Source organism: Thermomicrobium roseum DSM 5159, from assembly GCF_000021685.1.
In the GTDB taxonomy this organism is placed as follows: Bacteria; Chloroflexota; Chloroflexia; order Thermomicrobiales; family Thermomicrobiaceae; genus Thermomicrobium; species Thermomicrobium roseum.
Genome location: NC_011959.1, coordinates 1,684,769 through 1,707,900, shown reverse-complemented (window position 1 = coordinate 1,707,900; position 23,132 = coordinate 1,684,769). Strand labels below are relative to the sequence as shown.

General features: G+C 64.4%; 19 protein-coding genes and 1 other annotated feature. Of the genes, 2 read left to right on the top strand and 17 right to left on the bottom strand.

All coding sequences use genetic code 11. The features are described 5' to 3' along the window. Positions 1–155: 155 nt before the first annotated feature. The 14 genes from TRD_RS13710 to TRD_RS07910 all read right to left on the bottom strand — a co-directional run bounded on the left by TRD_RS13710 (position 156) and on the right by TRD_RS07910 (position 16,705). Positions 156–2,084, bottom strand: coding sequence for a S8 family serine peptidase (locus tag TRD_RS13710; RefSeq protein ID WP_015922646.1), 1,929 nt, complete (start codon positions 2,082–2,084; stop codon positions 156–158). Positions 2,085–3,393: 1,309 nt separating this feature from the next. Beyond that, positions 3,394–3,684 carry an exodeoxyribonuclease VII small subunit gene (gene xseB, locus TRD_RS13705; RefSeq protein ID WP_015922644.1) on the bottom strand — a complete coding sequence of 97 codons (291 nt, stop codon included), beginning with the start codon at positions 3,682–3,684 and terminating at the stop codon, positions 3,394–3,396. Between the two features lie 12 nt (positions 3,685–3,696). Continuing rightward, entirely contained in the window at positions 3,697–4,914 is a 1,218-nt protein-coding gene (gene xseA / locus TRD_RS07965) for an exodeoxyribonuclease VII large subunit (protein WP_015922643.1), read from the bottom strand. 12 nt (positions 4,915–4,926) lie between these two features. Beyond that, positions 4,927–5,406: an acetyl-CoA carboxylase biotin carboxyl carrier protein gene (gene accB / locus TRD_RS07960; RefSeq protein WP_015922642.1), complete on the bottom strand. Its 480-nt coding sequence runs from the start codon at positions 5,404–5,406 to the stop codon at positions 4,927–4,929. Between the two features lie 2 nt (positions 5,407–5,408). Further along, positions 5,409–5,969: an elongation factor P gene (efp, locus tag TRD_RS07955; RefSeq protein WP_015922641.1), complete on the bottom strand. Its 561-nt coding sequence runs from the start codon at positions 5,967–5,969 to the stop codon at positions 5,409–5,411. Between the two features lie 96 nt (positions 5,970–6,065). Next, entirely contained in the window at positions 6,066–7,169 is a 1,104-nt protein-coding gene (locus tag TRD_RS07950; RefSeq protein ID WP_015922640.1) for a M24 family metallopeptidase, read from the bottom strand. Beyond that, positions 7,166–7,630 (bottom strand): type II 3-dehydroquinate dehydratase, encoded by a 465-nt coding sequence (aroQ, locus tag TRD_RS07945; RefSeq protein ID WP_041436057.1) that lies wholly within the window; start codon positions 7,628–7,630, stop codon positions 7,166–7,168. Before aroQ ends, TRD_RS07950 begins: the two co-directional genes overlap by 4 nt. Next, positions 7,618–9,291, bottom strand: a complete 1,674-nt coding sequence (locus tag TRD_RS07940; protein WP_015922638.1) for a glycosyl hydrolase family 18 protein — start codon at positions 9,289–9,291, stop codon at positions 7,618–7,620. The genes aroQ and TRD_RS07940 overlap by 13 nt, the downstream gene beginning before the upstream one ends. Positions 9,292–9,318: 27 nt before the next feature. Next, a complete protein-coding gene (locus tag TRD_RS07935; protein ID WP_041436055.1) occupies positions 9,319–10,494 on the bottom strand; it encodes a hypothetical protein in 1,176 nt (391 codons plus the stop codon). A 588-nt stretch (positions 10,495–11,082) separates the two neighbouring features. Further along, complete coding sequence (gene leuB, locus TRD_RS07930; protein WP_015922636.1) at positions 11,083–12,204, bottom strand: 3-isopropylmalate dehydrogenase; 1,122 nt, start codon at positions 12,202–12,204, stop codon at positions 11,083–11,085. Further along, positions 12,201–12,719: a 3-isopropylmalate dehydratase small subunit gene (gene leuD / locus TRD_RS07925; protein WP_015922635.1), complete on the bottom strand. Its 519-nt coding sequence runs from the start codon at positions 12,717–12,719 to the stop codon at positions 12,201–12,203. The genes leuB and leuD overlap by 4 nt, the downstream gene beginning before the upstream one ends. 74 nt (positions 12,720–12,793) lie before the next feature. Further along, the gene (leuC, locus tag TRD_RS07920) at positions 12,794–14,053 is read right to left on the bottom strand and encodes a 3-isopropylmalate dehydratase large subunit (RefSeq protein ID WP_041436964.1); all 1,260 of its coding nucleotides are present in this window, start codon (positions 14,051–14,053) and stop codon (positions 12,794–12,796) included. Positions 14,054–14,058: 5 nt separating this feature from the next. After that, on the bottom strand, positions 14,059–15,597 hold the full coding sequence (locus TRD_RS07915) for a 2-isopropylmalate synthase (protein ID WP_015922633.1): 1,539 nt from the start codon (positions 15,595–15,597) through the stop codon (positions 14,059–14,061). Between the two features lie 189 nt (positions 15,598–15,786). Further along, positions 15,787–16,015, bottom strand: a binding site (T-box leader). Positions 16,016–16,123: 108 nt separating this feature from the next. Then, positions 16,124–16,705 carry a heme-binding domain-containing protein gene (locus TRD_RS07910; RefSeq protein ID WP_015922632.1) on the bottom strand — a complete coding sequence of 194 codons (582 nt, stop codon included), beginning with the start codon at positions 16,703–16,705 and terminating at the stop codon, positions 16,124–16,126. Positions 16,706–16,865: 160 nt separating this feature from the next. Here TRD_RS07910 and TRD_RS07905 point away from each other — a divergent pair, with 160 nt between their 5' ends. After that, the gene (locus TRD_RS07905) at positions 16,866–17,735 is read left to right on the top strand and encodes a DODA-type extradiol aromatic ring-opening family dioxygenase (protein ID WP_041436959.1); all 870 of its coding nucleotides are present in this window, start codon (positions 16,866–16,868) and stop codon (positions 17,733–17,735) included. A 105-nt stretch (positions 17,736–17,840) separates the two neighbouring features. Further along, entirely contained in the window at positions 17,841–18,809 is a 969-nt protein-coding gene (locus TRD_RS07900; RefSeq protein WP_015922630.1) for an alpha/beta hydrolase, read from the top strand. A 597-nt stretch (positions 18,810–19,406) separates the two neighbouring features. On the opposite strand, the gene TRD_RS07890 is transcribed toward TRD_RS07900, so the two are convergent. From TRD_RS07890 to TRD_RS07880, 3 genes are read right to left on the bottom strand one after another with little or no spacing between them, the layout of a single operon-like run. Then, positions 19,407–20,738 (bottom strand): phenylacetate--CoA ligase family protein, encoded by a 1,332-nt coding sequence (locus TRD_RS07890; RefSeq protein WP_015922628.1) that lies wholly within the window; start codon positions 20,736–20,738, stop codon positions 19,407–19,409. Between the two features lie 13 nt (positions 20,739–20,751). Continuing rightward, positions 20,752–21,609: an HAD-IIA family hydrolase gene (locus TRD_RS07885; protein ID WP_015922627.1), complete on the bottom strand. Its 858-nt coding sequence runs from the start codon at positions 21,607–21,609 to the stop codon at positions 20,752–20,754. A gap of 25 nt (positions 21,610–21,634) precedes the next feature. Next, on the bottom strand, positions 21,635–23,125 hold the full coding sequence (locus tag TRD_RS07880; protein WP_015922626.1) for a biotin carboxyl carrier protein: 1,491 nt from the start codon (positions 23,123–23,125) through the stop codon (positions 21,635–21,637). Positions 23,126–23,132: the final 7 nt, after the last annotated feature.

Below are 23,132 nucleotides of genomic sequence, written 5' to 3'. Positions count from 1 at the left end.
GAGGGTGCCGCCCGGTAGCTGGTCGAACGACTGGCCGCCCGTGGCGATGGTCGGACTGCGCGTTGGGTCGTCGGCAGTGCGGTCGTGCCAAACGACACGGGCCGGCGGAGCGCGCTCTCGGCCGGCCCGTGTGGTCGTGGCAGGCGCTCAGCGACCTAGCGGGAGGTCACGGTAATGGTCACCGAGCGGGTGTTATCGGCTGGGTTGATGTCGTCGCTCAGGGGCGCACTCGCTGTCACTGTGTAGGTCCCGAGCGCAGTCCGGCTGTTGGTCCGCCAGGTGAAGGAGATCGTCTGAGAGGCACCAGGGGACAGCGTGACCCTGCTGCTGACCGTTCCCATCGCAGCATTGCGCGGTTGCGTCGTCAGCGTCACCGTGACGGTGACACTTGCGGTGCCGCGGTTCTCCAGCGTGACGGACACGGTTCCGTTCTGGCCGCGCCGGAGCTGGGTGGGAGCAGTGAGGTTGGTGATCGCGACATCGCGAACGGATTGCGTGACGGTGACCGTCGCGGTTCGACTGTTGTCGCTCGGATCGCTGTCCTCACCGCTGATTTCGGCTCGTGCCTCGAGCGTATAGGTGCCTGCAGCGGTCGGTTGCCACGAGAAGCTCACCGTCGTGCTGGAGCCTGCCGCGAGCGAGACGCTGCGCGGCGAGCCGATGGCGGCACCGTTCGCGTTGAGCGTGACGGTCACCGATTCGCTGGTGGTGCCTTCGTTGCGCACAGTGACGCGGATGGTCGCGCTGCTTCCAGTCGCCAACGAGGTAGGAACCTCGAGGCCGGTGACTGCCACATCGCGATTCGTCGGAGCGGTGGTACTGCCATCGTTTCCGCTGTTGTCGCCACTCTCGTTGCCGCTACCGCCACTCCAGTTCACGCGAACGAGCGGCTGGCCGTAGCTGTCCCACGTGCCAGCTTCCCCGTTGGCGAGGAGATAGCTCCGCACCTGAGCGGGTGATGCGCCAGGATTTTGGCGGAGATAGAGGGCAGCTGCGCCGGTCACGTGCGGAGTCGCCATGCTGGTGCCGCTCCAGCGCTGGTAACCGCCGCCGGGAACCGTGGAGAGAATCGAGACGCCCGGAGCATAAAGATCGACGACCGATCCATAGTTGGAGAACGAGGCGCGCGTATCGTCGGCACCGTACGAGGTACTCGGCCCGAGTCCACCGGGTTTCCCATCGGTATCCACGATTGCGCCGACCGCGATGACTTCAGGATAGGCAGCGGGAATGGTATTGCTGGCATCTTTGCCATCGTTCCCGGCCGCGACGACGAGCGTCACGCCGGCCTGCACGACGCGGCAGACGGCACGATGGAGCGGATCGCTCGTTCCACCGCAGTTGGGCGTATCGGTACCGCTCGCACCACCACTGTAATTGGCCACACGGATCGTCGCTGCGTTGGAGGCGACCCAATCCAGTCCACAGATAAGCCACGACACATAGCCGGTGCCGTTATCGCCGAAGACCTTGACCGCCCACAAGCGGGCGCCCGGTGCCACACCGACCACGCCAGTGCTGTTGTCGCGCGCGCCGATGATTCCCGCGACATGCGTGCCGTGCCCGTGCCGGTCGACCCAACTCCCGCTGCCGGAGCAATCGAATCCCCCGACGACATTGAGATCCGGGTGGCTCGGATCGATCCCGGTATCCAGTACCGCGATGTCGATCGGCATCGGATCGTCGACGCCGTCGATCTTGGCTGTCCCGTTCGCCAGCGTACCGATCCGCTGGACACCGGTCGGCACGGTCTGCGCTGCCAAATGCGTTTCCGTATCGGGGACGATGGCGGCGATACGACCCGTTGCGAGCAAGCGCTGCACTTGCCGACCAGTCAGGTGTCCAGCGAAGCCAGCTAACGCCGTACCGTAGACCTGCTCCGGCTCGATGCCGAGCTCGCTCGCGACGCGGACCGTCTCGCTCCGGCGGACGGGGGCATAGGCGTCGGCGCTCGTCTCGGCGTCATCGAGGACGACGATGTAGCGAGCCGGTGGACCTTCTGCAGCAGCGACTGCCAGGGCTGCCGCGCAGAGTTGCAGGGCGAGAAAGAGACTCAGCACGATTTGGACGACTCGGCGTGCCATGTGACCCCCTGACCGATCAACGGCCTTGCGGCCTCGCTCAGTGGAGGAGGTCGTCGGCTGTGCCGTTCGGTCAGAGGGGTCGAGAGTCTCAGTGACGGCTGAGGGGAAAGTCTCGATCGCTGCTAGCCAGCTGAGGTCAGAACGATCGTGCTGACCGATCTTTCCTGGTCTCCTCGGTTCTCAGTCCCATTCCCTGATCATCGGCGAGTCGACGAAAGGACCAGTACTCGCGGGAGGTCCGATCGGACCGGTCGCCTGTCTCCATCGTTCGTAGGCGCCCGCACTGCGAGGGAAGCGTGGTACGCGTTCCCAAAGCGGTATCGCGGTCGCGGTACTGTGCCTGATCAGCGCCGTCTGGTCCCGCCGCTCATCCTGCCGCTCGGCGGGCGGCGCGCGGGAGGGGTGGCCGCGCCACCGGCACGGCGGGCGCGGCAGTGCCTCGCCCCTCCATTGGGTGGACGGCCCATCCCCGGTCGGGCATGGTGCGCCATAGTCAGCGGGGACGCCCCCGTCCTGTAGGGGTCAGGCGGTGCCTCACCCGCCGGGTCGCCAGGGCCGGTCAACACCCCGTGCCCGTGCGCCGATCGCCGGGGAGGCGTTCGCGTCACGGTGCGCAGTTGCGTATCGTGGGTTTACCGCTCCTGATGGCGCGGCGGGCGACGCCGCGCGTCGCCCCTACACTGCGGTGCAATGCATCCCCGGTCGGGTATGTGTAGCCACGTTCGGGCGGTAACCCGGCGTTGTAGGGGTCAGGTGCTGCCTGACTCGCCGACCAGGGGGCCGGCACGTCGCCCTGTGGCCATTTCCTCGACATGAGTGCCGCATCGCCATGAATGTCGCCTGCCACGAACGGGTGTTGCCGCGCCGATGGCGCCGCGGCTGACACACGCGTCGCCCCTACAGGATCGGACGGTACGTCTGCGGTTCGACAGGTGCGCACCACGGGGCGGCGCCATCGCCCACGTGTTGCGTGTTGGAGGGGCCGGGCGTGCCTGACCCGCCGGGCCGTCAGGGCCGACGGGTCGCCGAGCTTCCGACGCTGGATGGCGCCGACTGCCCCCGTTACCCAGCGCGCAGCGCGGTCAGCCGCGCGTTGCTGAGGCAGCCAGGTCATGGAAGTCCAACCCTCGTGGGATTCGGGAAAAAGGTAGTCTGGGCCGGGAGGAGCCAGCGAGCCTGCGCCCAGGCCAGCACGGTGGCGAGCGAGGTCGGTCGGACGAGGACCGCACGCGACGCATCCGCTCGCGTTCTACTCGAGCCGAACGAAGCGTTCGCGTGCTCGTCTTTCTGCCGCTTCTCCCGCGTGAGTTCAAGCGAGGGAAGAATCGTCTTCGCTATCAAGAAAGCCGAGCAGGTCAGCCGGGAAGGCGAGTCCGGCCTCCGGCGAGCTGGTGCGCAACTGGGAGATCTGCAGTTCGGCTTGATCCAGAATGGCGTTGCATTGGCGGATCAGCTCGACTCCTCGCTGGTACTCCCGGATCGCCTCGGCCAGGGGCAGGTTCTCGTTCTCCAGTCGCTGGACGATCGCTTCGACTTCGCTGACGAGCTGTTCGAAGAGGTCGATCGGGTGTGGCACCGCGCCGTCCGCTTGCTCGGTCATCCTGTCCCCCTCTCATTCGCTCAACTCGATCGATCGGACGATCGTCTCAGCCTGACCGTCGCTGAAGTGAAGGCGGAGAGCCTGGCCGAGACTGACCTGACGGATGGAACGGACGACCTCACCACTGGCACTGTCCTCGGCCAGGAGGTAACCCCGAGCTAACGGGCCGTAGGGGCTGAGCAATTCCAGTTCGCGGCCGAGTGCTTGCACGTGCTGGCGTTGGCGTGCCAAGCGCAGCAGGATCGCTCGGTCGATCCGCTGAGCTGACTGATCCAGGCGTTGCCGCAGGTTGTCCATGCGGTGCAGGGGCGCTGCACGGTGAAGTCGATGCTGGAGCTGCCCAACATGGTCACGCGTACGCACCAGCCGGCGTGTGGCCAGCGCTTCCAGCCGCTCTTCCAAATCGACGAGTTGCCTGACCAGGGTACGACGATCGTGTGGCGTGACCAGTTCGGCAGCCGCTGACGGTGTCGGTGCACGGAGGTCGGCGACGTAGTCGCAGATCGTCCAATCTGTCTCGTGACCGATGGCTGACACGACCGGAATCCTGCTCGCGTAGATCGCTCGGGCCAGTCGCTCGTCGTTGAAACACCAGAGGTCTTCGAGCGATCCGCCACCACGGGCGATGATGACGACCTCCGCCCGTCCGTCCAGTTGGACCGACTCCAGAGCGGCGATGAGTGTCTCGACCGCATCGTCTCCCTGCACGCGGGCCGGGGCGAGCAACAGGTGCACGTAGGGATAGCGGCGACGCAGAATGGTTTGGATGTCGTGCCAGACTGCCCCGTGAGGGGAGGTCACCACCGCGATGCAGCGGGGACGCAGCGGCAGGGGACGCTTGCGACGCTGATCGAACAATCCCTCGCGTTCCAGCTTTTCCTTGAGGCGCTCGAACTGCTGGCGCAATGCGCCATCGCCGAGCGGCTGGAGGTGCTCGACATACAGCTGGTAGACACCGTCGCGCTCATAGACGCCCAGTGACCCACTGGCGATCGCTTCGTCGCCATCGCGGGGGAGATAGGTCAGGAGTTGTGCCTGACTGCGGAACAGAACGCAACGCAGGATCGCTTCTCCCTCGCGCAGATTGAAGTACCAGTGTCCACTGGCATACGTTCGAGCGTTGGTGATCTCACCGCGCACACGGAGCAGGCGGAGGTTCGGGTGCTCTTCCAGGAGGTCCTTGATGAAGCGGGTGAGAGCGGCGACCCCGATGACCTCGCTCGGCAACATCGCTGTCCCTCGTCAATCGGGTCGCAGTCGCATCAGCGGCTGCCCGTATTCGACCGGTTGACCGTTCTCGACCAGGATCTCGACGATGGTGCCAGCGCGTTCCGCCACGATCTCGTTCATCACCTTCATCGCCTCGATGATCGCCACGACTTGCCCTGGCTCGACCCGATCACCGACACGAACGAAGGGCTCGGCACCTGGCCGCGGTGCTGCATAGAAGGTTCCGACCATCGGTGCGGTGATCGTCTCCAGCTGCTCGAGCGCCGCTGTGTGCTGCTCGGCTGTTCGCCCGGGCGAGACTGCTGCCGGCGGCAGGAGCGTCGCTGCTGCACTGAGTGCTGCGCTCTCCAGCACGATGCGCAAATCGCCGTGACTGACTTCGAGACGCTGGAGTCCGGCTGCTCGCATCACCTCGATGAGTTCGCGGACCGTACGCGTCAGTGCTCCGTAGTCGGGAGCGCGAGACGATCCTGGTCGGGCCTCTTCCGACATCGTCAGCTCACCCGCTCGATATATTCGCCCGTGCGCGTATCCACGCGCACGATATCACCGATCTCGATGAAAAAGGGAACAGTGACAACGAGTCCCGTTTCGAGGGTTGCCGGCTTTCCACCACCAGACTGCGTATCACCACGCACACCGGGTGGAGTATCCACGACTTTGAGATCGACCGTAACTGGTAACTCGACTTCGACAGGCTGGCCGTTGTAGGTCAGGAGATCGAGTTGGAGGCCCTCCTTGAGGTAATAGACCGCATCGCCGAGCGCTTCTCGATCGATCGCGAACTGCTCGAACGTCTCGGTATCCATGAAATGGTATTGGCCACTGTCCTCATAGAGGAACTGCACCCGATGCCGCTCGAGCGGGGCGAGTTCGAAGCGTGTCCCCGCTTGGACGGTCGTCGTCGTGGTGGCTCCGGTGCGTAAGTTCTTGAGGGTCAAGCGGACGAAGGCGCTGCCGCGTCCCATCTTGACGTGCTGATAGTCGAGGACGCGAACCAGTTCGCCGTCGATGAGCAGCGTCAAGCCTTTCCTGAGATCACCGGTCTCGATCATCCCGGAATCCCCCTGCTGTGCCGAACGTGATCCACCTCTTGTCGCTCAGTATACGAGATACGACTCACCCTTCCGGATGGGTACACGGTTCCTCCCTTATGACCCGGCGAGATCGATCCGCTTGGGGGTGCGGGTCAGAACCTCGATGCCGCTTTCACGGACGACTGCGAGATCCTCGATCCGGACACCACCCCATCCTGGCACATAAATCCCCGGCTCGATCGTCACCACGTGCCCGGGTTCGAGGATTTGATCGGAGGCCGGTGACAGTGCGGGTGCCTCGTGCACGCGCACGCCGACACCATGCCCGAGCGAGTGGGTGAAGGCATCCCCGTAGCCAGCCTCGGCGATCACCTGTCGGGCGAGTGCATCGGCCTCCCGTCCGGTCATTCCTGGTCGTATACCGGCTTCCGCCGCTTCCAAGGCCGCGAGCACGATGGAGAAAATGCGCTCCAGCTGCTGGTCGGGCTGACCGATCCAGACGGTCCGCGTCAGATCGGCGCAGTAGCCGGCGACGATGGCTCCCATGTCGATGACGATCGGTTCGCCAGTGCTCAACCGGCGTTGGGTGGGACGATAGTGCGGGAGCGCACCGTGTGGGCCGGAGGCGACGGCGATCGGGAAGGCGATCCCATCGGCACCGAATTCCACGAGTGCCTGCTCCAGACGGAGCGCGACCGCGCGCTCGCTCAGCCCGGGCCGGAGTTCAGCGAGCACTGCCTGGAAGGCGGCGTCGGTGACCGCCTGGGCCTGCCTGATCCGTTCCAACTCGTCTGGTGTCTTGCGAGCGCGCAGATCGTCGACCAGCGTTCCCACCGCGATGAGTTCGACCGCGGGACCCAATGTCTCGCGCAAGACCTGGACGTCGCGATAGAGAATCGCGCGGTCCTCGAAGCCGACACGCCGTACCCCCATCTCCTGGAGAACGAGCGCGTCGCCGCGGGCGAAGTCGCGCTCGCGATCGAACACCTCGAAACCGATGGCCTCTTGTTGGGCCAGGACACTGTTGAGTCGGCTGGTGACGACGATCGTGGCAGAGTGGCTGATCACGAGATGGCCAGCGGATTCGTTGGGGGGAATATCCTCGCCAGTAAAACCGCTCAGCCAAAAGCGATTGGAGGGGTGCGTGATGACGATCGCATCCAGTTCCTGCTCACGCAACCGTTCTCGCAGCCGCGCCAGTCGTTCCGCTGTGTTCACCCGATCGCTCCTTCCGCTCGTCGTACGAGATAGATGAGTGCCAGTTCGTAGCTCATCGGACCGAAACCACAAATCTGTCCCACCGCGACCGGTGCGATGACCGACCGATGCCGGAATGGCTCGCGGGCATGAATGTTGGAGAGATGGACCTCGACGACTGGTGCTGGGACCGCAGCGACCGCGTCGCGCAAGGCGATACTGTAATGGGTCAAGGCGCCGGGGTTGAGGATGATGCCAGCCACTTCCCAGCCGTAGCGCTGAATCAGGTCAACGAGTTCCCCTTCATGATTGGATTGCGCGCAGATGACCTCGAATCCGTGTGCCTGTGCCAGTTCCTGCAGTCGCTGGTCGATCTCGGCCAGTGTCGTCGTTCCATACACCTCTGGCTCGCGCCGGCCCAGCAAATTCAGGTTCGGACCATGGAGGACGAGCAGGCGCTTGGCAACACTCACCGGATCCATCCTTTCGCCCGAACCAGATCACGACCGAGCAGTCCGAGGAGCACCTGGTACGGCTCCGGGTTCTCCGGATGATACTCGAAGCGCGCCCGCTCGAAGTACTGGATGGTCAGGCCGGTAACGGGATCAGTGAAGGGTTCCGAGATCGGGTAGCCGAAAAGCGCCAGTGACTCGCGGAAGGAGATCCCGGGATCACCGAACTCGAGCCCATAGGAGCGCCAGTAGGCGAGGAAGCGGCCACAGACTGCGTGTCCGGTCTCCGGGAAGAACCAGCAGTCCCCGGAGACAGCACTGGCCGGGATCGGCTGAAACGCTGGATGCCCGAGAAGGCCACGCCGCTTCGCGTCCTCCACTCCCAACCGGCCGAGCTGGACTTCGTAGGGGGTCCCCGCGAGTTCCGGATGATACTCGAATCGCTGCCGCTCGAAGTACTGGACCGTGAAGGGCTTACCGAGATCCGGATTGATTTCGCTGAACTCCTCAGTGAGCGGATACCCAAAGATCGGCAGCCCGCCGCTCCGTTCCCAGAAGGCCTTGAAGCCGTGGGAGAGCGAGTGACCAGTTTCCGGGAAGTAGCGCCGTTCCGGTGTCGACGGAAATGCGGGGATCCGAGTGGCCGGCGTGTTCAGGCGAGCCAAATCATCCCAAACAGCTGGGTCCTCGTGCCCGAGCCGCCAGAGCGCGACACCCGCGAGACCACGATCGAGCGCGAGATCGACGCGCGCGGCGACGCTCCGCGCGTCAGCGTGCCAAACTTCGTGCCGCTGTCCCTGATCGTCGGTGTAGCGGATCCACGCCTCTTTTTCCGTTTCGTCGTAACCGCTGCTCGCTCCTGGTCGGCGGAGCAGTTCTCGTACCTGGTCATAGCGAACCGAACGAGCTGGCGGCCCGGCAGTCACGTTCCAGTCGTAACCATAGAGCGGAATGCCGAGGATCAGCTTCTCGCGGGGAACACGAGTCGTCAGGTAGCTGACGACTCGTTGCACCCACGTATACGGGGCGACCGGGCCCGGTGACCCTCCAGCATAGTGGAAATCGTATGCCATAACGACGATGTAGTCGTTCACCTCGGCCAGTGCCGGATAGTCATAGGCACCGCCCCAGGTGGTCGGAGTGTCCGAGGTGCGGGCCACGACCGCTTGTGTCACCAACTTGCCGCGTGGGCGGAGTTGGGCAGCGAGTTCGCGCATGAAGGCGGTGAGGTGCGGGGCATCGCCGGCATTCACTGCTTCGAAGTCGATGTGAATGCCACTGTAGCCGCGCTCCTCGACTAGTCGCTCGAGGCGAGTGATCACGGCACTACGCTGCACGGGATCGGCGATCAGGGGGGTAAAGTCGTTCCAGCGCGGTACGTTCTTGATCATCGGGACGACCGTGATCCCACTCTGGCGGAGGAAGCTGTCAGCGGTGGGGTCGCTCAGCTCCTCGATCGTCCCGTCAGCGCGCAGCTGGAAAAAGTACGGGGACACGATGTCGAGCGTGCCGAGGTGCGCTTGCAGGGTGGTCCACGACGTGCGGTCGTACGTCACGTAGTATCCCCAGCGGACGAACGATGGTGCTGCCTGCGCACTGGGGATGTGCGTCGCGGGGGGTAACACGATCGACAGCACAGCGAGCAGAAGCCCGAGTCGGAGCAGTTGCTGACCAGCGTGTGTCGTCTTCACGGCACCTCCGTTCCCTGTGCTCGCTCTTCACCCGCGCGGCGAGGCTTGCGCAGCGACGGCGACGACCGTCACCACGACCTCGACCGGCTCCGGATATCCCTCGATGGTCGCGGTACCGCGGAAACGGACGACCGGCGTGAGATAGCGTGAGCTCCCTTGCCCTGCATCGACCCACGCGAGTTCGGCACTCGTCAGACGAGCCACACCGCGCAGCGGCAGGCTGGCTCGCTCGAAGAGACGCTCGTCGACTTCCACCGTCGCGCGCCCGCTCTGCACATCCTGCCAGAGCGCCTGGGCTGGCCGGAGGCTGTAGGTGGATGGCTCGAGTGCGGCTGGCCAGGCCACGAATGCCTGGCGGACCGTCCCATCGCTCGCGACGGTGACGGTCGCGCCGGGAAACGCGGAGAGGACCGGTGTTGGTTCGGCAGGACCGAAGGTGACGATGGCCAAGCCGCGATCCGGCAGGCGCTCGCGCACCTGTCCCTCGTCGATCGGCGTGGAAACCAGCTGGTGGCTCTGAAGCCAGTCGCGGGCGATCCGGCGGAGTTCTGCGTCGTCTGGGAGGGCGGTTTCCGCCGGCGTGGTCTCGGGGGTAGCTGCAGGCGAGTTCGTCGGCTGAGGCGTCGGGCTGGGGAGTTCGGCCTGGTATTGGATCGTCAGCTCGTTGACGATGAGCTGCCCGCGCGAGCTGCGGACGAGGAAACCACCACCGGCTGTCCGCTCGACTGTTCCATCGATGCCGAGCGAGCGGGCGAGGGCTCGGACAGTCGTCTCGTCCCACTGGCGGGGGACCAAGCGATAGACCGGAGCGTCCTGCGGCAGGCGCGCGAGATCGATGGCCAGTTCGTAGGCCAGGTTCAGGAGGTTCGGCGGGTAGGCCGGTTGTGGGATGTTCGGAATGGGCAACTCGCCGAATGCACCGACGACGATCGGTGGAGGCGGCGTCGGAGTCGGAGCGGGTGTCGGGGTCGCTCCAGTGTCCGGGGTCTCCACTGGGGACAGAGGGAGGTTACTAGGCGAACCCGGTGGAGCGGTCACGACCGGTAGAGCAGACTCGACGGGCGGGGTCGTTGCCGCATCGGGAGCTTCCGATGGGGGAGTGCGCCAGAAACCACGGATGGCCCAGACAGCGACGAGCAGCATGGCGATCAACGCGAGCGCTGCGAAGACCACCGGGCCACGCCCGGTGCTGCTTTGGGACATGCTGGCTCGCCTGGCGGTGCGGCGGCCAGTGCGCCGCGGACGCTTGCTGTTCGCCACGTCCCTCCCCTTCCCGCTCATCCCAAGAGGGTACCACTGGCGATGGATCATGCGCAGCCTTGCGCGGTGTTCGATCGCGCGTCGTCATTCTGGCGACCATCACGACGGATGGGAAACAGGACCGATCGGGCCGATCGCATTCCGGTGGGAGGACTCTCTCAGCGAGGCGGCTCGTGCGGCCCGGCCGAACGTCGTCCCGCCCCTCCCAGTGCGGGCACCGGTCGCTCGCCCTCCGCTGGTACCGCGCGGCGAACGCGAGTCAGGGGGCGAAGGGGAAGCCGGTGCAGCGGTCGTAGCCGAGGAACGATCCCGGCGTGCGATCGGTCCCGGTTGCGTAACTGGTGAGCGCGCGTTCGGTCCGCGAAACCGGTTACGTCCGATGAAGCCGGATGGCCCCGCTTCCCTGGCTGTCGGAGAACGAAGCCGCCCCTCGTGCATGCACGGGGGGCGGACGAATACGCTCATGGGTGACGAGCTGGGCACGAGAGTCCGGCCGTCAGTGCAACTGGCCGGGGCATCGACTGCGGCGTGTCAGGCAGAAAGGATCGACGCGAGTCGCTCCAGTAACCGATCGGTGAAGGCCTCGGTCCCCATGGCTGGCTCTCCAGGACGGGCCAGGTCGGCCGTCCGTGCACCGGAGGCGAGCGTTTCCTCGACTGCCTGCTCGATCGCCGTCGCAGCGCGCTCGTTCCCCAGTGTCCAGCGAACGAGCAGGGCCGCGCTCAGGATGGCGCCGATGGGATTGGCGATCCCCTTGCCAGCAATGTCAGGTGCCGAGCCATGCACCGGTTCGTACAGCCCGAAGCGGACCGCCGGCGAGCCAGGCCGTTGCGGTGGCTGCCCGTGCAAGCTCGCCGAAGGGAGCATGCCGAGCGAGCCGGCCAAGACCGCTGCCTCGTCGCTCAAGATGTCGCCGAAGAGATTCTCCATGACGAGAACGTCGAAATCGCGCGGCCGGGCGACCAGACGCATCGCGCAGGAATCGACCAGGGCATGCTCGAGCGTGACGTCTGGGTAGCGCTGACCGATCTCACTGGCGACTTCGCGCCACAGCGCCGAGGTGTTGAGTACATTCGCCTTGTCGACGCTCGTCACCTTGCGGCGACGTGCCCGGGCAAGCTGGAACGCGAGGTCGACGATCCGCGCGATCTCCTCCTCTCGATAGGGAAGGGTGTCGATTGCCCAGCGGCCAGTTGGCTCGCGGCGCAGCTCGGACGGCTGACCGAAGTAGAGTCCCCCGGTCAGCTCGCGGACCACGATAAGGTCGACGCCGCGCACGATCTCCGGCTTGAGCGGCGTGGCATCGGCGAGCGGGTCGAAGACGCGTACTGGCCGCAGGTTGGCGAAGAGCCCGAGCTCCTTCCGTAAGCGCAAGAGACCGGCCTCCGGGCGTGTGGCCTTTGGGAGATGATCCCACTTGGGGCCACCGACCGCCCCGAGGAAAACGGCATCGGAGCGAAGCGCCATTTCGATCGTCTCGTCGCGGAGCGGCGTGCCATAGGCATCGATCGCTGCCCCACCGACGAGGTCCTCCGAGAAGACGAAACGATAACCAGTCCGGTGGCCGACCAGTTCGAGGACACGCTGGGCTGCGGCGACCACCTCTGGGCCGATACCGTCGCCGGGCAGGAGGAGCACGTGCACCTCGCTCACTGGCTTCCCCCCGCTGCCTGTTGCGCGGCGAGACGCTCGCGGACGGCATTCAAGAGCCCACCAGCGCGGATGATATGTTGGATGAACGCGTCGTACTGCGTCGCCTTGTAGGTCTTGCCGGTGCGCAGGTTGCGGACGATTCCGTTTTCGGTGTCGATCTCGAGTTCGTCGCCCGTTTCCGTCTCGCGGACTGCCTCGGGCGCCTCCACGACCGGGAGTCCGATATTGATGGCGTTGCGGAAGAAGATCCGGGCGAACGATTCAGCCACTACCGCCTGGACACCGGCAGCCTTGATCGCGATCGGTGCATGTTCGCGTGACGAGCCGCAGCCGAAGTTGCGCCCAGCCACGATGATGTCGCCCGGTTGCACCTTGCTGGCGAACTCGGGGTCGATGTCTTCCATGACGTGTTGCGCCAGTTCCTGGGGATCGATCGTCACCAGGTACCGGGCCGGGATGATGACGTCAGTATCGATGTTGTCACCGAACTTCCAGACACGCCCACGCATCGGCACGGGAACTGCCCTCCTCGCTTGCACGTCGAATGCCTGCGGAGAGCGGCTACCTGCTCCGCTCTCCGCTCCTCGCTTCAGTTGAGTTCGAACGGCGATGCGACACGACCCAGAACGGCGCTGGCTGCCGCCACTGCTGGGCTGGCCAGGATGACCTCCGATTCGCGGTGTCCCATGCGCCCGCGGAAGTTGCGGTTGGTGGTCGAGACGCAGCGCTCGCCCTTCGCCAGCACGCCCATGTATCCGCCGAGGCAGGGACCGCAGGTGGAGACCGAGAAGACGGCGCCGGCTTCCAGGAAGATGTCCACCAACCCTTCCCTGGTCGCCTGCTTGGCCACTTCCTGACTGCCTGGTATCACGATGCAGCGAACGCGCGGGTGCACCTGCCGCCCTTTCAGGATCTCCGCGGCGATGCGGAGATCGCTCAGCCGACCGTTGGTGCAGGAGCCGATGACCACTTGGTCGATCGGCAGATCACGCACCTCGTCGGCGGGGCGAACGTTGGACGGCAAGTGAGGAAGCGCCACCAGCGGACGCAGGTTGGAGACATCGAACTCGATGATCTGGGCGTAGCGGGCATCCGGATCGCTGTCCACTGGCTCGTACGGTTCCGTGGTGACCTTGGCCAGCCATTCGCGCGTCTTGTCGTCGCAGGCGAAGATGCCGGTCTTGGCACCAGCCTCGATGGCCATGTTGGCCATGGTGATCCGGTCGTCCATCGGAAGCTGGTCGATCACCGGGCCAGTGAACTCCATGCAGGCGTACAAGGCACCGTCGACGCCGATCTGCCCGATGGTGTAGAGGATGAGATCTTTGCCAGTCACGAACGGGGGCAGCGTGCCGGTGTAGACGAACTTGATCGTTTGCGGGACGCGCATCCAGGTCGTGCCGGTCGCCATCGCGGCGGCGATGTCGGTCGAACCCATCCCTGTCGCGAAGGCATTGAAGGCACCATAGGTGCAGGTATGGGAATCGGCACCGATGATGACCATGCCTGGGCGGGTGAGCCCGTGCTCCGGCAAAACGACGTGCTCGATACCGGCCCGACCGATCTCGAAGTAGATCGCTCCCTGTTCGAGCGCGAACTCGCGCATGATCTTGGACTGCTCCGCTGCCTTGATGTCCTTGGCGGGCACGAAGTGATCGGGCACGAAGACGACCTTCTTGGGGTCGAAGACGCGTTCGACCCCGAGCTTCTTGAACTCAGCGATGGAGAGTGGGGCGGTGATGTCGTTGGTCATCACCAGATCGACCGCGACCTCGATGATTTCTCCCGGCTCGACGCGGCGACGTCCTGCCGCCCGAGCCAGGATCTTTTCTGCCATCGTCATACCCATGCTCGTCATTCACCTCCACTGACCGAGACCGGTGTCGTCAGCGCTGCCCGATTGAGTGCCATGAGATAGGCACGGAGGCTCGCTTCGATGACGTCCGTCGCGACGCCCCGGCCATTATAGACCTGCGTGCCACAGCGCAGATGGACAGTGACCTGTCCTTGTGCATCTTCGCCCGGGCTCACGGCATCGACATGGAACGCCTCCAGTTCACAGTGGCGACCCACCAGCCGGTCGATCGCCTTGAAGAGCGCATCGATCTGCCCGTTGCCGGAGGCGGATGCTTCTCGCTCGACACCGTCGATTTCCAGCTTGACCCACGCTTCCGCTCGACCGTCCGAGCCGGAATGTGCGCGCCAGCCCTTCAACGTATAGCGTTGCGGGACTTGGGCCAGCTGATCCTCGACGATCGCGATGATGTCGGCATCGGTGACCGTCTTCTTCCGGTCGCAGAGATCGATGAAACGCTGGTACAGTTGCTCGATCCGCTCCCGCGAGAGATCGCCGTAGCCCAGTTCCTTGAGCCGGGCGGTGAATCCGGCACGACCGGAATGCTTACCCAGCACGAGGCGACTGGCCTCCCAGCCGACCGACTGCGGGGTCATGATCTCGTAGGTCATGCGGTGCTTGAGCATGCCGTCCTGGTGGATGCCCGCTTCGTGCGCGAAGGCATTGGCCCCGACGATCGCCTTGTTGGGCTGGACCTGGATACCGGTGATCCGCTGGACCAGCTTGGAGGTCGGCACGATCTGTTCGGTCACGACGCGTGGCAGGATGCCCCCGAACACGTCGCGGCGCACGTGCAGCGCCATCACGACCTCTTCCAGCGCGGTGTTTCCGGCACGCTCGCCGATCCCGTTGATCGTCACCTCCGCCTGCCGTGCCCCGACCCGGATCGCGGCCAGCGTGTTCGCAGTGGCCAGGCCGAGATCGTTGTGGCAGTGGACACTCACCGTCACCTTTTCGATGCCGGGCGTGTGCTCCGTGACGTAGCGGACGAGCTCGGCGAACTCATGGGGTACCGCATAGCCGACGGTATCTGGGATGTTGATCGTCGTGGCGCCCTCCTCGATGGCGGCAGCGAAGACACGGCAGAGGAAGTCCCAATCGGAGCGGGTCGCGTCCTCCGCCGAGAACTCGACGTCGCTGACATAGCGCTTGGCGGTCCGCACCGCAAAGCGGGCAGCCTCGAGGACTTGCTCTGGTGTCTTGCGGAGCTTGTATTCCATATGGATCGGCGAGGTGGCGATGAAGGTATGGATGCGCGGCTGTTCGGCATCGCGCACCCCTTCCCACGCCGCATCGATATCCTGCTGATTGGCACGAGCCAGCGCACAGATGGTCACACCCTTGACCTCGCGGCTGATCCGCTGGACGGCGCGGAGGTCGCCAGGTGAGGCAGCGGGAAAGCCTGCCTCGATGACGTCTACCCCGAGCTTGACCAGTTGCCGGGCCACTTCGATCTTCTCGTCCTCGGTCATCGTTGCGCCAGGTGACTGCTCACCGTCCCGCAGTGTGGTATCGAAGATGATCAATCGGTCGCTCATCGACTCCCTCCAGTGACTGGATTCATGGAACCGGCTTCCTGTGCGGGAGGCCGGTGGCACATTCCGAGCGGCCATCACGACCGTCCCGCGATCATCCTGGCCCCTCCCCGGGGCCGGCTAAGGGAGAGTCGCAGCAGGCTCGAGATCCGGTAGAACATCGTTCCCCTCAGATGCCGAGCGGCCCGTCCGCGAAGGGACGGGCCGCTCCCGTGGTACCACCCTACTTGGCCGCCGCCTCCGAAGAAGCGGCGCCCACTCTCTGCGCGATAACGGGCGCAACCCGACGCTCGCTACTCGACCAGGTTCGCGAACGCAGCTCTGGGACGAGTTCGCGCACCGTACCGGACCGGGCTTCCACCTCGAGCCCCGGCTCGCTGACCGGGTTCGGCGCGCTACTGCTTCCCTTCCGCGCCTTTGTTTCTGAGGCTAGCAGATCCGCACACGCTTCGTCAAGTATTGTGTGGTCGAACTCCTGTCACCCGCTGCCGGAGAATGCCGGCACGCTCCGAGATACCGAGCGCCATGCTCAGGCGAGGCGGAGAGCGAGCGGGCTGGTGCGTGCTCCTTCCTCTCCTGATTCGTCCTCTCCTGGCCGTGTGCCGGGTTCGCCACGTCGCTCTCGTTCGCCGCCCCCTTCGCCGAAGGTCGCGAGCAGGCCGCGGATGAGTTGGTCCTTTTCCTGTGCTGAGAGGTTGGCCTCAGGGTGGAGTGGGAGGTAGAACCACGGTGGCATCTTGCCTTCCCGGATCTGTTCGACCGACTCGTCGCACTTGGCTTCGCCCCCGCTTCCCCATTCCGAGACGTTGCACTTTTGTCGTCCTTCGATGACGTCGCGATAGGCCAGGAAAGCGGCTGGTGCGACGTAGGTATACCAGCGCCAGTTGGTTTGGTTAGAGTGACAGTCGCCGCAGGCACGCATGAAGAGTTCGCGTGTCTGGGGACTGTCCCAGGCGGGCTCAGCGACCACCGGTGGATTGGTTCGCGGGAGCGCCAGGGCGACTCCCTGCAGCGCGAGGAACAGGGTGAGCAGCGTCCCTCCGACAACGAGTGCAATCCGTTTGCCTCGAGTGGAGCGCTGGACTCGTCGGAGCGTTTGCGGCTGGGCCATCGGTGACCTCCCTCTTCTGGTCTTGCCGAGCCGGTCATCAGCCGGCTTTCGAGACGGAGTCTCGCTACCCTCGGTAAACGCTGCGTAAACGGACGAGGTGGGACGCGTTGCCCTGCCTTCGCTGTCATGGGATACTGCCCGGGGAAGGAGGAATATGGCGATGGGAATCGTTTTCGGTGCCGTGGCGCCGCACGGTTTTCCGATCATCCCCGAGCTTTCCGAGGATGCCGAAGGGGGTTTGGCGACGCGGGCCGCGATGTTCGAACTCGGGCGGCGCTGTGCTGCGGCGCAGCCGGACGTCCTCGTCGTGGCGACGCCGCATGGTGTGCGCGTAGACGGCATGGTCTGCCTGGCCTTGACGGCGCGCGGAGCAGGGACACTCCGCTGGCGTGGGCGACAGATCGAGATGAACGTACCGTTGGACCGAGCAGCGACGGAGGCGATTGCGGGAGCAGCGCGCGAACTGGGTGTTCCGGTGGCGTTGGCTGGCTTTGCCGGGAATCGCTGGGATCAATCGGTCATCCCGCTCGATTGGGGGACGATGACGCCGCTCTGGTTTCTCGGGCACGGACGGAATCTGGTCGGCCATGGCGATGTCCTGGCGCCGCCGCCCGATGAAGATATCGGCCCGCCGGTCGTGATCGTGACACCTTCCCGTCGGCTGCCGCGCGAACGCTTGGTGACGTTCGGTGAAGCCGTGGCGCTCGCTGCCGAGCGAGACGGCCGGCGCATCGCCTTCATCGCCAGCTGTGACTGGGCACATACCCACCGTGCCGATGGCCCTTACGGATTTCATCCCGATGCCGCTGAGGTCGATCGGTTGGTAGTGGAAGCGCTCGAAGCCAACGATCCGGGCCGACTGATCGAGCTACCGGAGGAGAAGGCAACGAACGCGGCGATCGATGGCTTGTGGCAGACCCTGATGCTGGCCGGGGTGATGCGACGGGTGCCCCTGCGCGGCGAGGTCCTCTGCTACGAGGCGCCGAGCTACTACAGTATGATCGTCGCCGCGTTCAGCCCGATCGCCTGACCGTCGCCGTGTCAGCCGAATGAACCACCTCCTCGTTCGGATACGCTCGTCATGGTAGGGTGTGGTTTTTACACCCGGGCAACGAAAGGAAGAGGAGGCTGAGCGATGTCCGTGTTCGCGCGACTCGATCCAGAGCTCGCTGCCGCACTCCGAGAGATTCCCGAGGAGTTCCTCCTCGACCTCCGCGATATCTCGCTAGCCCGCCGGCGACTCCAGATTCTGCGCGAGGCACTCGCCAGCCTGTTGCCCCCGCTGCCCAGCGATGTCGCGGTGACCGATGAGCTCGCTCCCAATTCCTTCGATGGGACGATGGTACGGGTTCGCCTCTACCGGCCGAGCGAGGTAACGGGTCCGCTCCCGGTACTCTTGTGGATCCATGGGGGCGGGTACGTCATGGGCGCCCCGGAAATGAACGACCAGCAGTGTGCGGAGTTGGCCCAGCGCATTCCGGCGCTGGTTGCCTCGGTCGATTACCGGTTGGCCCCTGAACATCCCTACCCGGCACCGCTCGAAGATTGTTATGCCGCGCTCCGCTGGGTCGCTGAGCGCGCCGAGCAACTCGGAGTCGATCGCGAGCGACTCGCCATCGCTGGCGCGAGTGCGGGAGGAGGTCTGGCTGCTGGTCTGGCGCTCCTGGCGCGCGATCGCGGCGAGGTGCCTGTCCGTTTCCAACTTCTCATCTATCCCATGCTCGATGACCGGAACCAAACCCCCTCGAGCTACGAGATCACTGATCCGCGCCTGATCTGGACGCGGGACTGGAATCTGATCGGCTGGCGTGCCTACCTCGGTCGAGAGCCGGGGAGTCCGGACGTGCCGCCCTATGCAGCCCCCGCCCGGGCGGACGATCTGGCCGGACTTCCGCCAGCCTATGTGCTCGTCGGTACAGCGGATCTCTTCCGCGACGAAGACATCGCCTACGCGCAGCGCTTAATGCAGGCTGGTGTGCCGACCGAGTTGCATGTCTTCGCGGGAGCCTTCCACGGTTTCGATGTCTTCGCGCCGACCGCTTGGGTCAGTCAGCGAGCCAATGCCGAAGTGCTCGCGGTCCTGCAACGGGCACTCGCAGCGTAAGAGTGGGCTAACCGAGAGTCCCGGAGACGGGGCTGGCTCCGCGGCTCGGGGTCACGCTCAGGCGAGCAGCTTCGCCAGTGGGTGGACAGAGCGTGTCGTGGATCGACTCGACTTCTGGTGGCAACGGACGGCAAACGAGCGGGATGTCTCGCTCGATTCAGCGACGAGCACCTCGTTTGTCGGTGAGATCAGCACGGGTGCGTTCGAGACGAGCGGCTTTGAACCGTCCTGCTCGATCAGGACAGCGCTGGGTTGCTGCAAAGGCTATCGTCGAAGAATAGGTCGATTCTCGGGGTTGCCTGGCCCTGCTCTGGACGTGTCGGCTGCCGTGCGGTCGGTTCCCGTCCCAGGCGGAGCTGGCGCGATGTCCCTCTTCCCCGGGGAGGACTCACATGTGTTGTCCCAATGAACAACTGCTGGAGCGCGAGAGCAGGAGAAAACGCGTGTCGGACTGCGAAAGGGGTCGTTCCTGTTCGCGTGGGGTGGAGTGGTCACCCGGTTAGACGGAGCGCGGTCGGGTATCCAGCAGGCACGCTCACCGCGTGGTCAGGTGCCGGATCGTGGAAGAGACGATTCATGCCGAAACAGGAGAAATCGTTAGCGTTCTTCTCGGAGGATGACCTGTCGCTTCATGGTACCGGTCGGAGAGAGTTCCCCTTTGGGGACGAGTTGGACGACGGCGCGGAAGATGAGCTGCGAACGGATCGCTTCTTCCAGATCCCGCTTGAGCCGGTGGAGGTCACCCGGCTCGGGACCGAGTTCGACGATGACAGGCACGGGGGGCTCGATAGGGAGCCCGCGTGGCGGCAGACGAATCTGGAACTCGCCAGTGACGCGTGGTCGAAAGGAGGCAATGACGTCGGCGACTGCACTCGGGAAGACGTTGACGCCGCGGACGATGAACATGTCGTCGACGCGGCCGACACAGCGGATCCGTATCCCAGTGCGGCCGCACTCGCACTTGCCAGTACCCTCGATCCGAACGAGATCGCCGATTCGGAAACGAATGAGGGGAACACATTCACGCTGGATAGCTGTATAGACGAGTTCGGCCAAGAGACCTTCTTTGGGCTCGATGGACTGGCCTGTTTCAGGATCGATGAACTCAGCGATAACGAATCCTTGTCCGATGAAGTGCATGCCTGCTTGGGCTTCACACTCGGTCCAGAGGATCGGCGCAAAGTCGGCGGTACCCATGGCATCGTACACCTTGCATCGCCACGTCTCTTCGATCTGCTGGCGAATCTGTGGCACGCCAGCGCCTGGTTCTCCACCGAGTGCCATCGCCTTGAGGCCCAGGGAGCCTGGATCGATCCCGAGCCGCTCGCGAGCGACATTGGTGAGATAATTGACGAAGGTCGGGCTGGAGATCATGTAATCGACTCCAGCTCGACGCACGACGTTGAACGTGCGGGTTGCCTCCATCGTTCCAGCCGGGTAGACAGTTGCGCGAATTTGGCGCAGCGCTTCGTAGAAACTGAGGCCAGCAATGTACCAGCCGAGCGTCACGGAGAGCCAGACGCGAGTGCCTGGGCGCACGCCAGTGGCCCAGAGAAAACGAGCGAGGATCTCGTTCCACATGCGAGCATCGGCTTCAGTCAAGCCGACAAGCGTCGGCTTGCCGGTCGTTCCCGAAGATGCATGGATGCGTACCACCTCTTCGAGCGGTACACAGGCATGCCCGCCGAGTGGCGGATATTCCTCCTGGGTTCGACGCACTTCCTCCTTGACCGTGAACGGCAAACGATACAGCGAGTCGCGCCCGATTGATAACGGATCGATCCCGGCTTCGGCGAACTTCTGGCGATAGAATGGCGAATGTTCCCAGATCCACCGCAACTGCCAACGCAGCCGTTCGTCCTCGAGCCGCCACAGTTCCGCAGCATCGATCGTTTCCATCGCTTCGTTCCAGTATCTCCGGTTAGCCATCGCGTGACGCTCCCTACCGGTCTGCGGTACCCTCCTTCGTTGGCGTGTTCTGCAGAAGCGTGAGAAGCTCGTCGACACCGCTTACGACGAGGTCGCCGCTCACTGGGGTATCGATCGCTGCGGTGCCTCGTCCGGTACGTACCTGGATAGTCAGTGCACCTGCCTCGCGGCCCATGCGAAGTTCCAAGTCCGGGTCATCACCGACGACAGCGAGTTCGCGCGGTTCCACTCCTAAGAGACGACCAACTGCGCGGAGTGCAGCTACCGAAGGCTTTCCGACAACGCGAGGCTCTTTGCCGGTGGTCTCCGCGATGGCAAGAGCTATCGACCATGACCAACCCGGCTGCAGCCCGCGTTTGGAGACGAAGGCTCGAGCACCCGACGTGACCAAGAGATCGGCCCCGTTCCAGACCGCGCAGCATGCGGTGTCGAGTTGATCATACGTCAGCGCTCGGCTCCATCCAACCAAGACCACACCTGCTCGGCGAGCATCCTCTCCCTCGACAAGAGAGATGCCGCGCGCACGGAGCGGTGCACGCGTCCCTTCTTCGCCCAGGACATAGACACTTCGTCCCGGATACTCGGTCGCGATGATCTCTGCCGCAGTAACGCCGGTCGTGACCACTTGCCAGTCCTCGAGATGGAGACCGGCCGATCGGAGACGTGCCGCATAGGTCTGTGGCAATTCCGTGCTTCCGCTCGTGAAGAGGGCGAACGGATAGCCATGCGCGCGGAGCCAGGCCAGTAGTTCGACTGCCCCGGGGAGGGGAATCGCTCCTGTCCAACTGGGGTTGTCCGAAAGGATCAGTGTGCCGTCGACATCGAAAACGAAAGCCCGTACGCGGCGGAGGTCCGTAGGCCGCGCTGTCATGTCGATGCTCCTCTCGTTCGTGCTGTTACTGGGAAGTCGAATGACGACCGAGCGTGAGGCGGACGCCATTTCGTTCGAGATGGAAGTAACTGATAGATGGTTGCTGTGCGACATGGGCGATCAGCTGGGCGAGCGGGTGCCGGTACCTGTTACCGGACAGGGCCACATTCCCAGTTTTGCGAGCCAATGCAGCATCGACCTGATCGCTCGGAAGTGCCCAGCGCAAGAGCAGCTCCTCGTCCGAGATGGAGGAACCGAACGCCCGCCGAAGTTCCTCGAGAGTCGGTTCGGGAACTGGAACATCGAGCTCACGTGCTCGCGGCAGCGAGAGTACCCGTTCCTGTACCCAGGGATCGATCGGTGCTGGTGGTGGACCGTAGCGCCCGAGCACGTACTTGATCACCTCGTCAGGCACCTTCTCATAGCGCTCCTGCGCTTCCAGATTGAGGAGCGCTTGTGTCGCGACGAGTTGCGAGTAGGGGGTGACCATGATGGGATAGCCCAATTCAGCACGGACACGGACGATCTCTTCGAGCACCTTCTCGAACGGATGCTCTGCTCCCGCTTCCTTCAAATGCCGGCGCAGGGTCGTGATCATTCCTCGCGGCACTTGGTGGCGGTAAAAGGACACATCGTACTCCAGCGGCTGCCCAACAGGATACCCCTTGCGACGTGCCAGCCTCTCGAGATACGCCGTCACGTGGGTGAGCGGTTGCAGATCGATTTCCGCCTCGAAGCCGAGTTCCCGCAAGTTCGCGACCGTCCGATAGACGGAAGGCAACGATGTTCCCTCGGCGAGCGGCGGAATAGCGGTGTGAACGGTCTGGACACCGAGTTCGACAGCACGCAAGTAACAGAGCGGTGCCATGCCCATCGTGCAATGGGAATGCATTTCGAGCGGTACATCTGGCCCGAGTGCTCGTCGGAGCGCTGGCACGATCGTCTGGACACGCTCTGGTGTGAGCAATCCGGACGGATCCTTGATATAGACCCGATCGAGGAGTTGGCGCTCGCGGGCGAGATCCTCCGCACACCGGAGATAAAACTCGTCAGTATGGACTGGGCTGATGCTGTAGACGAGCCCGGCAACGACCTGCTCGGCTCCTTCTTCGCGAGCGATGCGAGCAGCCTCCAGCAGCGCGCTCATATTGTTCATCGGCTCCACGATCTGGACACGGCGGATACCATGCCGGACGACGACGCGCAAAGCGAGCCGCATGATGGCGCGCGGTGCAGGTTCCCAAGTGATGAACCGCATGCCGGTCGTCATGAAGATGAGCGGTGTGTTGGGCATCAACAGTCGAGCGAGCCGGATCTTCTCGAACGGATCCTCACGATGGTAGCGGACGCTGATCGCCATATGGGTGCTCGTCGTAAAGTCGATCGATGCAAACCCAGCACGGTCGATCCACGGAGCGACCTCTGCTACCGTGCGCGTATCGACTCCGATCGCGCTCCACAGGCTCTGATTGCCGTCACGGAGCGTGACGTCGATGAGCTGGATACGCGGAGCCACGTCGTTC

What these genes read in the sequence shown, in the direction of transcription:
- TRD_RS13710 (WP_015922646.1), bottom strand. Translation starts at nt 2,084, where the DNA reads ATGGCACGCCGAGTCGTCCAAATCGTGCTGAGTCTCTTTCTCGCCCTG.
- xseB (WP_015922644.1), bottom strand. Translation starts at nt 3,684, where the DNA reads ATGACCGAGCAAGCGGACGGCGCGGTGCCACACCCGATCGACCTCTTC.
- xseA (WP_015922643.1), bottom strand. Translation starts at nt 4,914, where the DNA reads ATGTTGCCGAGCGAGGTCATCGGGGTCGCCGCTCTCACCCGCTTCATC.
- accB (WP_015922642.1), bottom strand. Translation starts at nt 5,406, where the DNA reads ATGTCGGAAGAGGCCCGACCAGGATCGTCTCGCGCTCCCGACTACGGA.
- efp (WP_015922641.1), bottom strand. Translation starts at nt 5,969, where the DNA reads ATGATCGAGACCGGTGATCTCAGGAAAGGCTTGACGCTGCTCATCGAC.
- aroQ (WP_041436057.1), bottom strand. Translation starts at nt 7,630, where the DNA reads ATGGATCCGGTGAGTGTTGCCAAGCGCCTGCTCGTCCTCCATGGTCCG.
- TRD_RS07935 (WP_041436055.1), bottom strand. Translation starts at nt 10,494, where the DNA reads ATGTCCCAAAGCAGCACCGGGCGTGGCCCGGTGGTCTTCGCAGCGCTC.
- leuC (WP_041436964.1), bottom strand. Translation starts at nt 14,053, where the DNA reads ATGGGTATGACGATGGCAGAAAAGATCCTGGCTCGGGCGGCAGGACGT.
- TRD_RS07915 (WP_015922633.1), bottom strand. Translation starts at nt 15,597, where the DNA reads ATGAGCGACCGATTGATCATCTTCGATACCACACTGCGGGACGGTGAG.
- TRD_RS07910 (WP_015922632.1), bottom strand. Translation starts at nt 16,705, where the DNA reads ATGGCCCAGCCGCAAACGCTCCGACGAGTCCAGCGCTCCACTCGAGGC.
- TRD_RS07905 (WP_041436959.1), top strand. Translation starts at nt 16,866, where the DNA reads ATGGGAATCGTTTTCGGTGCCGTGGCGCCGCACGGTTTTCCGATCATC.
- TRD_RS07900 (WP_015922630.1), top strand. Translation starts at nt 17,841, where the DNA reads ATGTCCGTGTTCGCGCGACTCGATCCAGAGCTCGCTGCCGCACTCCGA.
- TRD_RS07890 (WP_015922628.1), bottom strand. Translation starts at nt 20,738, where the DNA reads ATGGCTAACCGGAGATACTGGAACGAAGCGATGGAAACGATCGATGCT.
- TRD_RS07885 (WP_015922627.1), bottom strand. Translation starts at nt 21,609, where the DNA reads ATGACAGCGCGGCCTACGGACCTCCGCCGCGTACGGGCTTTCGTTTTC.